General features: G+C 73.6%; 11 protein-coding genes and 1 pseudogene. 4 read left to right on the top strand and 8 right to left on the bottom strand.

What is annotated here, in order from left to right:
- Both ACZ67Q_RS01490 and ACZ67Q_RS01485 read right to left on the bottom strand, forming a co-directional pair.
- Positions 1-1,149: pseudogene (locus ACZ67Q_RS01490) on the bottom strand (hypothetical protein); the annotation flags it as partial.
- Positions 1,150-1,277: 128 nt separating this feature from the next.
- Positions 1,278-1,544: a helix-turn-helix domain-containing protein gene (locus ACZ67Q_RS01485; protein WP_471175019.1), complete on the bottom strand. Its 267-nt coding sequence runs from the start codon at positions 1,542-1,544 to the stop codon at positions 1,278-1,280.
- Positions 1,545-1,577: 33 nt separating this feature from the next.
- On the opposite strand from ACZ67Q_RS01485, the gene map reads away from it, so the two are divergent.
- Both map and ACZ67Q_RS01475 read left to right on the top strand, forming a co-directional pair.
- Entirely contained in the window at positions 1,578-2,345 is a 768-nt protein-coding gene (gene map, locus ACZ67Q_RS01480) for a type I methionyl aminopeptidase (protein WP_471175017.1), read from the top strand.
- A 191-nt stretch (positions 2,346-2,536) separates the two neighbouring features.
- Entirely contained in the window at positions 2,537-5,068 is a 2,532-nt protein-coding gene (locus tag ACZ67Q_RS01475; protein ID WP_471175015.1) for an ATP-dependent Clp protease ATP-binding subunit, read from the top strand.
- 54 nt (positions 5,069-5,122) lie between these two features.
- Here the strand turns inward: ACZ67Q_RS01475 and ggt are convergent, their stop codons facing one another.
- Complete coding sequence (gene ggt, locus ACZ67Q_RS01470; RefSeq protein WP_471175013.1) at positions 5,123-6,922, bottom strand: gamma-glutamyltransferase; 1,800 nt, start codon at positions 6,920-6,922, stop codon at positions 5,123-5,125.
- A gap of 78 nt (positions 6,923-7,000) precedes the next feature.
- Between ggt and ACZ67Q_RS01465 the strand changes: the two genes are divergently transcribed.
- Positions 7,001-7,759, top strand: coding sequence for a hypothetical protein (locus ACZ67Q_RS01465; RefSeq protein WP_471175011.1), 759 nt, complete (start codon positions 7,001-7,003; stop codon positions 7,757-7,759).
- Between the two features lie 375 nt (positions 7,760-8,134).
- Here ACZ67Q_RS01465 and ACZ67Q_RS01460 read toward each other — a convergent pair whose 3' ends face one another.
- Together ACZ67Q_RS01460 and ACZ67Q_RS01455 are read right to left on the bottom strand one after the other, a co-directional pair.
- Entirely contained in the window at positions 8,135-8,878 is a 744-nt protein-coding gene (locus ACZ67Q_RS01460) for an amino acid ABC transporter ATP-binding protein (RefSeq protein WP_471175009.1), read from the bottom strand.
- Between the two features lie 145 nt (positions 8,879-9,023).
- On the bottom strand, positions 9,024-9,443 hold the full coding sequence (locus tag ACZ67Q_RS01455) for a DUF6278 family protein (RefSeq protein WP_471175007.1): 420 nt from the start codon (positions 9,441-9,443) through the stop codon (positions 9,024-9,026).
- A gap of 207 nt (positions 9,444-9,650) precedes the next feature.
- On the opposite strand from ACZ67Q_RS01455, the gene ACZ67Q_RS01450 reads away from it, so the two are divergent.
- On the top strand, positions 9,651-11,456 hold the full coding sequence (locus ACZ67Q_RS01450) for an SGNH/GDSL hydrolase family protein (protein ID WP_471175005.1): 1,806 nt from the start codon (positions 9,651-9,653) through the stop codon (positions 11,454-11,456).
- Positions 11,457-11,543: 87 nt separating this feature from the next.
- On the opposite strand, the gene ACZ67Q_RS01445 is transcribed toward ACZ67Q_RS01450, so the two are convergent.
- From ACZ67Q_RS01445 to pcaDC, 3 genes are all read right to left on the bottom strand, one after another.
- Entirely contained in the window at positions 11,544-12,323 is a 780-nt protein-coding gene (locus ACZ67Q_RS01445; protein WP_471175003.1) for an exodeoxyribonuclease III, read from the bottom strand.
- Between the two features lie 41 nt (positions 12,324-12,364).
- On the bottom strand, positions 12,365-13,000 hold the full coding sequence (locus ACZ67Q_RS01440) for an MBL fold metallo-hydrolase (protein WP_471175001.1): 636 nt from the start codon (positions 12,998-13,000) through the stop codon (positions 12,365-12,367).
- A 100-nt stretch (positions 13,001-13,100) separates the two neighbouring features.
- A complete protein-coding gene (pcaDC, locus tag ACZ67Q_RS01435; RefSeq protein WP_471174999.1) occupies positions 13,101-14,402 on the bottom strand; it encodes a bifunctional 3-oxoadipate enol-lactonase/4-carboxymuconolactone decarboxylase PcaDC in 1,302 nt (433 codons plus the stop codon).
- Between the last annotated feature and the right edge of the window lie 37 nt (positions 14,403-14,439).

Below are 14,439 nucleotides of genomic sequence, written 5' to 3'. Positions count from 1 at the left end.
GGGCGCGTCCTGCCCCTCCCGCACCGCCGGGGACCCGGCCGCACCCCCCACCGCCTCCGGCGCGCCACCGACGGCGGCCGCGGCACCCCGACCGCCAAAGTACGGCTCGGCATGCGAAGGAGAGGCGATGACCGGCTCGCCCTGCCCAGCCCCCGCCACCGCGGCCGGGCCGAGGAAGGCCCCGGCGGGCGCGTCCTGCCCCTCCCGCACCGCCGGGGACCCGGCCGCACCCCCCACCGCCTCCGGCGCGCCACCGACGGCGGCCGCGGCACCCCGACCGCCCGGCTGCGGCTGGGCCTGCGCAGGGGCGACCCGCGCCCCACCCCCGGCCCCGGCCCCGGCCCCGGCCCCCAACCCGGCCGCCGCACCGTTCGCCGACACAGCGCCGACGCCCTCCGCTTCGGCTTCCGCCTGCTCGACCCCGTCTCCGGCGCGCCCCCGGGCAGGCCCGGCCACAGGCGCCGTACCCGCGGCAGTGACGCCCGCCGTGAACCAGGAGTCGCCGTCTCCGGCCTGGAACACGGCCGCGTGGGCGTCAGGTGCGGGCAGGGGGCGGCCGGCTTGCGCGAGGGCGTTCCCGAGGGGGCCGTCACCCCGGGCACGGCCCCCTCGGGAACGCCCTCGCGCCCCCTCCGCCGGCAGCCCCCGCTCCAGCCGCGCCATCCGTGCCCGCAGTTCCGCACAGCGGGCGGTCGCGCGTTCGTGGTCGTCCTGGGACCAGGCCAGGTCGAGACGGAGGGCATCGGCCTCCTCGCGGTGCGCGGCGGAGGCGAGCGCCCGGGTCAGGCCCGCGCAGCGTTCCGCGGCGTAGCGCTGCTCGCGGAGCATCACGTCGAGGCGGTCCGCGAGCGCCTCCCGGCCACCGGGGCGGGCGTCGTAGGCGGTGACCGCGGCGGCGTGCAGGGCGCGGGCCCGCTCGGTCTCCCACGCGGCGGACTGCGGCCCGTGACGTCCGGCGAGGTCCTGCAGCAGCGCCAGGACCACGTCCCACGGCGGCACCTCGCGGCCCTCCCGGCACGCGCGCATGCCGTCCGGGTCGCGTTGCCAGAAGACGCCGCACCAGCCGTCGCCTGTGTCGAGACGCCCCAGCAAGGCGTCGAGGTACTCCACGAACTCCCGTACCGCGCCCGGGAGCTGCTCCACCGCCATCGCCCGACTCCCACCCGAGGGGATCACTCCGGCCCCGTAGCCAACACCAGTCGTGTTACGGCACGGCTACGCGGAGTTTTCGCCCGGGAGGCGGGGACCTCAGGCCACCGCTCGGGCAGCGGTGACGCTCAGGCCGCGGCGAGGTCCAGGCCCGCCTGCGCGCACCGGGCGGCCAGCTCGTCCATCGACAGCCCGAGCGCGCCGGCCAGCGCGGCGACGGTGAAGAAGGCCGGTGTCGGCGCCCGTCCGGTCTCGATCTTCCGCAACGTCTCCGCGGAGATCCCGGCATCCGCCGCGATGCGCGTCATGCTGCGCTCGCCGCGGGCCTCGCGCAGCAGCCGCCCGAGCCGCTCGCCGCGCTCGCGCTCTTCGGGTGTGAGAGGGGTACGTACCATGGCACCCATTCTAATACCGGTATAGTAATTGGCATGGTGGAACTGAAGACGGACACGTCGATCGACGCGATGTACGAGGCGGGCCAGGTCGTCGCCCGCGCCCTGACGGCCGTGCGGGAGGCCGCGGACGTCGGCGTCTCCCTGCTGGAACTGAACGAGGTGGCCCACGACGTGCTGCGCGAGGCGGGTGCCACCTCCCCCTTCCTGGGCTACCGGCCCTCCTTCGCGCCCACCCCGTTCCCGGCCGTGCTCTGCGCCTCCGTGAACGACGCGATCGTGCACGGCATCCCCACGACGTACCGCCTGCGCGACGGCGATCTCCTCTCCGCCGACTTCGGCGCCGAGCTGAACGGCTGGGTCGGCGACTCCGCGATCAGCTTCACGGTGGGCCGCCCGCGCCCGGCGGACCTGAAGCTGATCGAGACCGCCGAGCGCGCCCTCGCCGCAGGCATCGAGGCGGCCGTCGTCGGCAACCGCATCGGCGACATCGCCCACGCCATCGGCACGGTGTGCCGCGCGGCCGGCTACGGCATCCCGGACGGCTTCGGCGGACACGGCATCGGCCGCCGTATGCACGAGGACCCGGGGGTCCCCAACGAGGGCCGTCCCGGCCGCGGCCTGCCCCTGCGCCACGGCATGGTCCTCGCGATCGAGCCCATGCTGATCGCCGGCGGCACCGACGGCTACCACGAGGCCCCCGACGGCTGGACCCTCCGCACCAACGACGGCACCAGGGCGGCTCACGCGGAGCACACGGTGGCCATCACGGACAGCGGACCGCGCATCCTCACCCAACGGTGAGCAGCCCAGCCCAAAGCGGCGCGGGAAACTGCGCGAGCAACCCGCACCCGCCCGACAAGCCGCACCGCCCGGGGCAGCATGCGCACCCCGACCCAAAAGGCGCACCCCCGCAGAACATGCCATCGTGGGCATGACCGACCCCACCCCCGGTTACCCGCCTCCGGTACGTCTCAGCGAAGGAACGGAGCGCCATGACCAGCGGCTACCTCGGCCCGGAGGGCGACCCCTTCGGAGAATTCCTCGCCCGCTTCTTCGGCGGCCCCCGCCCGGGACCCCGCCAGATCGACATCGGCCGTCTGCTCAGTCAGCCCGCCAGGGAGCTGGTGCGCGGCGCCGCGCAGTACGCCGCCGAGCACGGCAGCCGGGATCTGGACACCGAGCACCTGCTGCGGGCCGCGCTGTCCAGCGAACCCACCCGCAGTCTGCTCAGCCGGGCGGGGGCGGATCCGGACTCGCTGGCCTCGGAGATCGACGAGCGGTCGGGCCCCGTCCAGCAACCGCCCGGCGAGGCGCCCTCGCCGACCTCGCTCTCCCTCACCCCGGCGGTCAAGCGCGCGCTGCTGGACGCGCACGAGATGGCGCGCTCCAGCGGCGCCGGCTACATCGGCCCCGAGCACGTGCTCAGCGCGCTCGCCGCCAACCCGGACTCCGCCGCCGGGCACATCCTGAACGCGGCCCGCTTCGCCCCCTCGGGCCCGCCGTCGGCGCCGGAGGCCCCGCAGATGCCCCGCTCCGAGCGGGCGCGGCCCACGGGCACGCCGACCCTCGACAAGTACGGCCGCGACCTGACCGACCTGGCGCGTCAGGGCCGTATCGACCCGGTGATCGGGCGGGACACCGAGATCGAGCAGACCATCGAGGTGCTCTCCCGGCGCGGCAAGAACAACCCCGTGCTGATCGGTGACGCCGGCGTCGGCAAGACGGCCATCGTGGAGGGGCTGGCCGAGCGCATCGCCGACGGGGACGTGCCGGACATCCTGATCGGGCGGCGGGTGGTCGCGCTGGATCTGGCCGGGGTGGTCGCGGGCACCCGCTACCGCGGTGACTTCGAGGAGCGGCTGAACACCATCGTCGAGGAGATCCGCACCCACTCCGACCAGTTGATCGTCTTCGTCGACGAACTGCACACCGTCGTCGGCGCCGGGGGCGGCGGCGAGGGCGGCAGCATGGACGCGGGCAACATCCTCAAGCCCGCCCTGGCCCGCGGCGAACTGCACATCGTCGGCGCGACCACGCTCGAGGAGTACCGGCGCATCGAGAAGGACGCGGCGCTCGCCCGCCGTTTCCAGCCGATCCTGGTGCCGGAGCCGTCCGTGCCGGACACCATCGAGATCCTGCGCGGGCTGCGCGACCGCTACGAGGCCCACCACCAGGTCCGCTACACCGACGAGGCGCTGGTGGCGGCCGTGGAGCTGTCCGACCGCTATCTGACCGACCGGCGGCTGCCGGACAAGGCGATCGACCTGATCGACCAGGCCGGCGCGCGCGTGCGGCTCCAGGCACGCACCAAGGGCACCGACGTACGGGCCATGGAGCGCGAGGTCGAGCAGCTCAGCCGGGACAAGGACCAGGCGGTCGCGGACGAGAGTTACGAGACGGCCACGCAGCTGCGTGACCGGATCACCGAGTTGAAGCAGCGGATCGCCGAGGCCGGGGACGACGAGGCGGACGAGGGCCAGAACCTTCAGGTCACCGCGGAGGCGATCGCCGAGGTGGTGTCCCGGCAGACCGGCATCCCGGTCAGCAGCCTCACCCAGGAGGAGAAGGAGCGCCTGCTGGGCCTGGAGGAGCATCTGCACCAGCGGGTCGTCGGGCAGGAGGAGGCGGTCGGCGTCGTCTCCGAGGCGGTGCTGCGCAACCGCGCCGGTCTGTCCGCCCCCGGCCGGCCGATCGGTTCCTTCCTCTTCCTCGGTCCGACCGGCGTCGGCAAGACGGAGCTGGCGCGGGCCCTGGCGGAGGCGCTGTTCGGCAGCGAGGACCGCATGGTCCGCCTGGACATGAGCGAGTACCAGGAACGGCACACCGTGTCCCGGCTGGTCGGCGCCCCGCCCGGGTACGTCGGCCACGAGGAGGCCGGACAGCTCACCGAGGTGGTGCGCCGGCACCCGTACTCGCTGCTGCTGCTCGACGAGGTGGAAAAGGCGCACCCGGACGTCTTCAACATCCTGCTGCAGGTGCTGGACGACGGCCGGCTGACCGACTCCCAGGGCCGCACGGTGGACTTCACCAACACCGTGATCGTGATGACCAGCAACCTCGGGTCGGAGGCCATCACGCGGCGCGGCGCCGGGATCGGGTTCGGCGCGACCGGCACGGACGCCGACGAGGAGGCGCGGCGCGAGCAGATCCTGCGGCCGCTGCGCGAGCACTTCCGGCCGGAGTTCCTCAACCGTATCGACGAGATCGTCGTCTTCCGCCAGCTGACCGGCGACGAACTGCGCCGGATCACGCAGCTGCTGCTCACGCAGACCCGCCGGCTGGTGCAGGCGCAGGGCGTCACGGTGGACTTCACCGACGCGGCCGTGGACTGGCTCGCCGAGCGCGGCTACCAGCCGGAGTACGGCGCCCGGCCGCTGCGCCGCACCATCCAGCGGGAAGTCGACAACCAGTTCTCCCGGCTGCTGCTGAACGGCAGGATCAGCGAGGGCGGCCGGGTGACCGTCGACGTCGAGGACGGGCGGCTCGCGTTCCGCACGCAAACGCAGCCCGCGCCCGAGCTGTAGAGCGCGACGGCCGCCGGCCCTGGCACCGGGCCGGCGGCCGTCGCTGCCGCGTCGTCAGGGCTCCGGGCGGACGACCATCGCCGAGCCGCCGCCGCGCCGTACCTTCTCGGCGGCGGCGAGCCAGCGGCCGTCCGGCAGCCGCTGCACGCCGGTCCCGGCACCGATCTCCGGGTTGAGCTTGAAGGAGTGCCCGAGCTTCTCCAGCTGTGCCCGCACATCGCTGTTCCACAGGCCGGGTTCCAGCTCCGTCTGCGCGGCGTTGCGCTGGCTGGCGCGCGGCGCGGCGATCGCGTCGACCAGCGGCAGCCCGCGGTCGAGGAACTCGGTGAGGGTCTGCAGCACGGTGGTGATGATGGTCGCCCCGCCGGGCGAACCGAGCGCCACGACGGGCTTGTTGTGCCCGTCCAGCACGATCGTCGGGGAGATCGACGAGCGCGGCCGCTTGCCGGGGCCGGGCAGGTTCGGGTCGTGCACGGCCGGGTTGGCCGGGGCGAAGGAGAAGTCGGTCAGCTCGTTGTTGAGCAGGAAGCCGCGGCCGGGCACGGTGATGCCGCTGCCGCCGGTCTGCTCGATGGTGAGCGTGTAGGCGACGACGTTGCCCCACTTGTCGGCGACGGTGAGGTGCGTGGTGTTCTCGCCCTCGTACGTCGTGGGGGCCGCGGTGCCGTGGGCGCCGCAGTCGGCGGGGTGGCGCGGGTCGCCGGGCGGCACGGGGCTGGTGAGTACCGCGTCGTCCTTGATCAGGCAGGCCCGCGAGTCGGCGAACCGCTGCGAGAGCAGCTCCTTCGTCGGTACGTCCTCGAAGGCGGGGTCGCCGACCCAGCGCCCGCGGTCGGCGAACGCGATCCGGCTCGCCTCGATGTAGCGGTGCAGGTACTGCGCCTCGGTGGCCTTCGACAGGTCGGTGTTCTCCAGCATGTTGAGCGCCTCGCCGACGGTGGTGCCACCGGAGGAGGAGGGCGCGATGGAGTACACACCGAGTCCGCGGTACGACGTCTTCGTGGGCGCCTGGTACTTGGCGCGGTAGGCGGCCAGGTCCCGTGCGGACAGCGCGCCGGGGCGTGCGTTCCAGCCGGAGGCCGGGTCGACGGGCGGGTGGTTGACGGTGCCGACGATGTCCCGGCCCAGGTCGCCGTGGTAGATCGCGCCGACGCCCTTGCGGGACAGTTCGGCGTAGGTGGCGGCGAGGTCGGGGTTCTTGAACGTCGAGCCGACGACCGGCAGCTGCCCGCCGGGCAGGAACAGCTTCGCGGTGTCCGGGAAGTAGCGGAAGCGGGTCTCGTTGGCGGCCGTCTGCGAGCGGAAGGTGTCGTCGACGGTGAACCCGTCCCGGGCGAGCCGCTCGGCGGGCTTCAGCACGTTCGCCAGCCGCTTGCTGCCCCAGGCGTCCAGCGCCGCCTGCCAGGTGGCGGGGGTGCCCGGGGTGCCGACGCTCAGTCCGCTGCTGACGGCGTCGGCGAAGGCCAGCGGCTTGCCGTTCTCCGTGAACAGGTTCTGATCGGCACTCAGCGGCGCGGTCTCGCGGCCGTCGATGGTGTGCACGGTGCGCGACTTGGCGTCGTAGTAGACGAAGTAGCCGCCCCCGCCGATGCCGGCGGAGTAGGGCTCGGTGACGCCGAGCGCGGCGGCGGTGGCGACGGCGGCGTCGACCGCGTTGCCGCCCTTCCTCAGCACCTCGATGCCGGCGGCCGAGGCGTCCGCGTCGACGCTGGCGACGGCGCCGCCGTAGCCGACGGCGAGGGGCACCTTCTGGACGGGATCCCGGTGCGCGGTGGGCGGTGCTGCCGCCCCCACCGACACCACGGCGGCCGAGACCGCCAGAACGGACAGTTTCCGGGCAACAGGACGACGCATCCGCACCTCCGGTTGAGGGACCGTTCGCGCAGCCTATTCCACCATCATGGTCACGTCAGTCACGTACCATGCGCGCCCATGAACGACGACGTGCGCAACATCGTCCTCGGGGTGATAGCGGCCGGTATCAGCGCCGCGCTGGGATGGCTGGCCCGCACCTGGCTGTGGCAGCGCAAACTACGGCGCAAGCAGGCCTTCTTCGGGCTGCCGGACGACTCCGAGTCGCTGCTGGTGGTCAACCGCAACGCGGCCGGGCCCGAACTGGCCGTGATGCGCCACGACGTGTTCGCCCTGCTCGAACTCGCCGCGCTGATCAAGGACTGCCGCGCCCACGCCCAGGTGCTGGCGCACGACACGGCCCGTCAGGGCTTCGGGGAGCGCACCGAGTTCTGCGTCGGCGGGCCGGCCTCCAACCGCCGTACCGCCGCGCACCTGTCGTCCCTGCTGCCGGGGGTGCGGGTCAACGTGGACGCCGAGCCCGGCCCGGACCGCGGCGCCTTCCAGATCGGCTCCGAACGGTACCGGGTGGAGGCCGGCCGCTCCGAGTACGTGCTGCTCGCCCGGCTCACCGTGGACGACAGCCACGGCGACCGTCCGGTGTTCCTCTTCTGCGGCCAGACCGCCCTCACCAACCAGGCCGCCACCCGCTACCTCGCCCGCAACCACGAGCGGCTCGCCCGCAAGCACGGCAGGAACTCCTTCGTGCTGCTGCTGAAGGTCGTCAACTCGCAGGCCTACGGTCCCGACGTGGTGGAACTGGTCGCGGACGTCACCCGGGCCGCTCTGGCCCCGCTGCCGGCGACGACGCCGAGGACCTCGCACCGGGCGCAGACCTGACGCCGTATCGCCCGAGGGGGAAGCCACCCCCCAAACGAGCACAACCCGACCGGCGCGCGGCTGACCTTCTCCTCGCGGCGGGCGGCCCCTGGCGTGGGTCGCTGCCGCCGCGCGCAGTGATCTGCGGCCGCGGCCGGGCGGGTATGGCCCTGTGTACTGCTGCCCCCTACGGACAAGGGGCCGTGGGGGGACCCACCCCCGGCAGCAGCGTTCGTGGTGCGGCCGCACCGGCGGGTACGGCCTCGGTCGTCACCACAGGGATGAACGGCACATCGTAGTTGAGAACCGCCGTGCGGGCACAAGCGGTACGGACCATGCGGAGCGCTCCTCGTTCGATTCCGCGCCGGGGCCGGCGCCCTGAGGGCCTGAACTCCCTCAGTGCTTGAGGATCTTGGAGAGGAAGTCCTTGGCGCGGTCGCTGCGCGGGCTGGTGAAGAACTCGTCGGGGTTGCGGTCCTCGACGATCCGGCCGTCCGCCATGAACACCACGCGGTTGGCGGCGGAGCGGGCGAAGCCCATCTCGTGGGTGACGACGACCATGGTCATGCCGTCGCGGGCGAGTTGCCGCATCACCTCCAGCACCTCGTTGATCATCTCCGGGTCGAGGGCGGAGGTCGGTTCGTCGAACAGCATCACCTTGGGATCCATGGCGAGGGCCCGGGCGATGGCGACGCGCTGCTGCTGGCCGCCGGAGAGTTGCGCGGGGTACTTGTCGGCCTGTTCGGACACCCCGACCCGGTCGAGCAGTTCGCGCGAGCGCCGGTCGGCCTCGTCCTTCTTGCGGCCGCGTACCTTGACCTGACCGAGCGAGACGTTCTGCAGCACGGTCTTGTGGGCGAAGAGGTTGAACGACTGGAAGACCATGCCGACCTCGGCGCGCAGCCGGGCGAGCGCCTTGCCCTCCTCGGGCAGCGGCTGCCCGTCCAGCAGGATGGTGCCCGAGTGGATGGGCTCCAGCCGGTTGACGGCCCGGCACAGCGTCGACTTGCCCGACCCGGACGGGCCGATGACCACGACCACCTCTCCCCTGCCGACCGAGAGGTCGATGTCTTGCAGGACGTGCAGCTCCCCGAAGTACTTGTTGACGTTCCGCAGCTCGATCAACGGATCGACGGCCATGCGCAGCCCTACTCACTCTCAGCTGTGTCGTGGTTGCCGCAACCTATCCAGCGGCCCTGTCCCCGGAGACACGACACGCACTTTCCGGGCATAAGCCGTATTTAAGCCGGAGGTTGGGCCATGACCTCACCCTCGGGTCCCCGGATCACTCCTCGGCGACCTCCGCGTACAGCTGTGACAGCTCGGGGACCCCGCTCTCGGCCCAGTCCCGTCCCGCGGCCACCACGTCGATCTCGCGCCCCGAGGCGAGCCGGACCACGGGCGGCTCGGCGGGGCGGATCTCCCACTGCGCGCCGGGCACCGTGCGCACGACCACCGTGCCGAGGTACAGCCCCGCGTCGTTGCCGAGCCAGGGCAGCATCTCCGCGTCGTCTCTCCAGCGCGGCACCAGCTGGTCCAGCGCCTCCAGCGAGGCCGCCGTGTCGTCGAGCCGTACGCCCGCCTCGGCGGCCTGCGAGCGCAGCAGCTCGCACTCCGACAGAAGCGCCGCGACCGCCTCCGGGGCCGCCGTGAACCGTGCCTCGCCGATCTTCCTGCGCCCGATGCCCAGAAAAGGGAGATTCATACGGACAGCGTGACATTCGCACCCACGTGCGCACCACAGGCGCGCGGGCTTCCTTTTCTCCCTCACATGCGCCGCCGTCCGGCCCATTTCGCGCGCCTCCCACGCATGGCGCGTTGACGGGTCCCTGACGCGTTCCTAGCTTCGCGGTGCGCGGGCGCCGTCCGGGTCCGCGCGAGCCGAGGAGCACGGGAGGAGCGGGTGCCGGTGATGCGCCGAGGCGTCGGGGGGCTGGCGGCGGCCCTCGTCCTGGCCACGGCCGGTCCGCTGCCGGCCGGCGCGGTCCCGGCGGCGGGCACCGTGCCGCCGGCGCTGTCCGGCGCGGCCCCAGCGGCGGGCACCGTGCCGCTGCCACTGGAGCGGCTCTACGACAACGTCGCCGTCAGCGACGACGCCCGGCCCGGCGGCGCGGACTTCGACGGCACGGGTGCGTCGCTGTCGGCGCAGGACCTCGCAGCCGCCGGCTGGACGCCGGGCCGGACCCTGACCGTGCAGGGCGCGCGGCTGACCTGGCCGCGGCGGGCGCCGGGCGAGGCGGACAACGTGCGGGCCGCCGGGCAGTGGGTGCGTCTGCCGGGGCGTGGTGACGCGCTGGCCTTCCTGGTGGTGGGGACAGCCGGGGACGTCACGGGCGGGACGGGCACGGTCCGCTACACGGACGGCACGACCACCCCGTACGCGCTCACCGCCCCCGACTGGCGCACCGGCCCGCTCGCCACGAAGGCGGTGGCGCTCCCGCACGTCAACACACCCGCCGCCCGGCTCGCCCGCCGGGCCCGGCTGTACGTCGTGACGGTGCCGCTCGCCGCCGGCCGCACCGTGGCGGCGGTACGGCTGCCCGTCGCGCCGGCGCTGCATGTGTTCGCGGTGTCGGTGCGCTCTTCCGCGCCGGGCTGGACCGGCACCTGGGCCGCGTCGACCGGTGGTCACCCCGCCGTCGGCCCGTGGACGGACCGCACGCTGCGGCTGGTCGTGCACACCTCGGCGGGCGGGCCGCGGGTGCGCCTGCGCTTCGACAACACCTTCGCGGGGGCGCCGGTGCGCATCGGCGCGGCGACGGTGGCGGTGCGGGCGGAGGGGGTGGCGGGGGCCGTTCCCGAGGCCACGCCGGCGGCGCTGTCCTTCGGCGGGGCGGCCGGGGTGGTGATCCCGGCGGGGGCGCAGGCCGTCAGCGATCCGCTGGACTTCGCGGTACCGGCCGGGGCCGACCTGCTGGTCAGCTTCCATCTGCCGGGTCCGGTGACGGCGGCGCCGGTGCACCGGCTCGGGCAGCAGCGGTCGTACCTGAGCGAGCCGGGCGACCACACGGCGGACGTCAGCGGGGCCGCGTACACCACGACCCTGACCGGTCGGCCGCTGCTGACCGGGGTGGACGTCGGCGGCGGGAGCGGGGCGGTGGTCACCTTCGGCGACTCGATCACCGACGGGGACCGTTCGACGCCCGACACGAACCGCCGCTGGCCCGATGTCCTGGCCGGGCGGCTGCTGAGGCAGAGTGCCGCGCCGCGCTACGGCGTACTGAATCAGGGCATTTCGGGCAATCGTGTGCTGGCCGACCGCTACCCCGGCGACGGCGTCTCGGCCGAGCAGTCCGGGGTGAGCGCCCTGCACCGGCTGGACCGGGACGTGTTCGCGCAGACCGGCGTGCGCACCCTCGTCGTCTTCGAGGGCGTCAACGACCTGCTGGACGGTGTGGGAGCCGCCCCGCTGATCGACGGGCTGCGCACGATCGCCGAGCGGGCGCACGCGCGCGGGCTGCGCGTCCTCGCCGCGACGATCCTGCCCTGCGAGGGCCACGCCCGGTGCCCGGCCGCCGTGGACACCGAGCGGACGGCGGTCAACCGCTGGATCCGCTCCACCGGCGTCTTCGACGGCGTGCTGGACTTCGACGCCGTGGTCCGTGACCCCGCGCACCCGGCACGGATGCTGGCGGCCTACGACAGCGGCGACCACCTGCACCCCGGCGACGCGGGGCTGGCCGCGCTGGGCGAGTCCGTGGACCTGAGGCTGCTGTGAGCCAGGACCCGCCGTGCCCGCCGCCGCGACGCCGGGACGCCGGGACGCCGGGACGCCGGGACGCCGGGACGATCCGAACGACGGGGCCTACACGTCCAGGTCGACCACGACCGGCGCGTGGTCCGAGGCACCCTTGCCCTTGCGCTCCTCCCGGTCGACGTAGGCGTCCTTGACGGCCTTGGCGAACGGCGCGTTGCCGTACACCAGGTCGATGCGCATACCGCGGTTCTTCGGGAAGCACAGCTGGCGGTAGTCCCAGTACGTGAACGGGTGCTCGTACTTCAGCGGGCGCGGCACCACGTCGTTCAGCCCGGCCTCGCGCAGCGAGGCGAGCGCGGCGCGCTCCGCCGGGGTGACATGGGTGGAGCCCTCGAAGGCGGCCGGGTCGAAGACGTCGTCGTCGGTCGGCGCGACGTTGTAGTCGCCCATCACCGCGAACGGCCGGCTGCCCTGGGCGTCGCCGGCGACGGCCGCGCGGAGGGCCTCGAACCACTGGAGCTTGTACGCGTAGTGCGCGTGCTCCACCTCACGGCCGTTCGGCACGTAGACCGACCAGACGCGGACCGGGCCGCAGGTCGCCGAGATCGCGCGCGGCTCGACCCCGCCGTCGAAGCCGGGGTCCCCGGGCAGGCCCTTGACCACGTCCTCGATGCCGACGCGGGAGAGCACCGCGACGCCGTTCCACCGGCCGGTGGCGTGCACCGCGGCCTCGTAGCCCAGCTCGCGCAGCTGCTCGAAGGGGAACTGGTCCTCGGCGACCTTGGCCTCCTGCAGGCACAGCACGTCGGTGCCGCTGCTCTCCAGCCAGGCCAGCAGCCTCGGAAGGCGGGCGGTGATCGAGTTCACGTTCCAGGTCGCGATGCGCATGCCTCACAACCTACCCGGCGGCACTGACAGCGCGGTCCCCGCTAGACCTCCGTGCTGCTTCCCGGGGTCAGCCGCTGGTGGTCGGTACCGCCGAGGGCACCGATCTGGCGGTCGTAGATCGGGCGGGCCAGGTCGGTCAGGAGCGCGTCGTGGACGTCGTAGGCGCGTCGCGGCTTCACCTCGCGGACATAGTCGATGACCTCGGAGATCTTGTTCCAGGGGGCCATGACCGGCAGCATCAGCGTCTCGACGGGGTGGTCGGGGACGGTGAGCGCGTCGCCGGGGTGGAAGACGGCGCCGCCGTCGATCAGATAGCCGACGTTGGTGACACGGGGGATGTCCGGGTGGATCACGGCGTGCAGCTCGCCGTGGACCTGCACGTCGAAGCCTGCGGCGGTGAACGTGTCGCCGTGACCGACGGTGTGCACCCGGCCCGGAAAGGCCGCGGAGATCTTCTCGGCGACCGAGCGCAGCGTCCAGATCTCGGCGGCGGGGTTGTGCTCCAGCGCGGCGCGCAGCCGTCCCTCGTCGAAGTGGTCCGGGTGCTCGTGCGTGACCAGGACGGCGTCCGCGCCGAGCGCGGCGTCCTCCTCGCTGAAACCGCCGGGGTCAAGGACGAGCGTCCGGCCGTCCTTCTCCAGCCGGACACAGGCGTGCGACATCTTGGTGAGCTTCATGCGTCCCATCCTGCACGCGAGGGAGCGGAGGCGGGATGCGAAGGCGGGAGGTCGGGGTGCGGTGGCGCGCACCCCGTGACGGGGCCGATCCCCGTCGGCGTCACTCCGCGAGGGTGGTCTCCTCGAGGATGACCTGCTGGACCACGCGGAACGCGCTGCTCGCCGCCGGGATGCCGCAGTAGACGGCCGCCTGGAGCAGGACTTCCTTGATCTCGTCCGGGGTGAGGCCGTTGCGCAGGGCCGCGCGGGTGTGGAAGGCGAGCTCCTCCAGGTGACCGCCGGCGACGAGCGCGGTCAGGGTGACGCAGCTGCGCGAGCGCCGGTCGAGTCCGGGCCGGTTCCACACCTCGCCCCAGGCGTAGCGGGTCAGGAGCTCCTGGAAGTCGCCGGAGAAGTCACCGGCCTGCGCCAGCTCCCGGTCGACGTGCGCGTCGCCCAGCACCTCCCTGCGTACCTTCAGCCCCGCGTCGTACGGGTCGGGCCGCCCGGCGGCCTGGGGCTGCGCCACGGGCGGCGCGATCTCGGCGATCGGCGCGGTGGGCTGCGGCGGCGGCGCGGCCAGCACCGGCTTGACGGGCGGGGCGGCGATCGCGATCTGGCCGGTGCCGGGGTCGATGACGGGCTGCCAGGCGGTCGAGAAGTGCGTGACCAGCAGATCGGTCACGGCGGCCGGCTGTTCCACCGGAACCAGGTGGGAGGCGCCGGGTACGACCGCGAGGCGGGCGTCCGGGATGCCGGCGACCAGCGTGCGCGCCTCGGCGGGGCCGGTGACCTGGTCCTCGGAGCCGACCAGCACCAGGGTCGGCACGCCGATCCGGCCCAGCTCGGGCCGTACGTCGAACGCGGCGAGCGCCTCGCAGGCGGCGATGTAGCAGCCGGGGTCGGTGGTGCGGACCATCTGCACGGCCCACTCGGTGATCGCGGGCTGGGCGGCCGCGAAGCCGTGGGTGAACCAGCGGTCGGGGGAGGTGCGGGCGATCGGGTCGAGTCCGTTGGTCCGGACGATCACGCCGCGCTGGCGGAACTCGTCGGCGGTGCCGAACCGGGGCGAGGCGGCGATCAGCACGAGCGAGGCGACCCGCTCGGGGTGGCGCAGCGCCAGCTCCACCCCCACGGCACCGCCGAGCGCGCAGCCCGCGTAGCCGAAGCGCTGCACGCCGAGCGCGTCGAGGGTGGCGAGCAGCCGGGCGGTGAGTTCGGCGACGGACCCCGCCGGGTGGGCGGGCGCGCCGCCGTGCCCCGGCAGGTCGAACCGCAGGACGCGCCACTGCTTGGCGAGTTCGGGGACCTGCCGGTCCCACATGTGCCATGTGGTACCCAGTGAGGGACCCAGGATCAGGACCGGGGCGTCTTCCGGCCCGTCAAAGCGGTATTGCAGGGTGTTCGACGGTGTCTCACTCACGCGTCAGACCTTCTCACGTATCAGGACCGCCCCGCTG

It is taken from the genome of Streptomyces sp. NPDC036813 (assembly GCF_055609245.1).
Note: the sequence above shows the minus strand (reverse complement) of the source record. Positions and strands in the feature narration are given on the sequence as shown.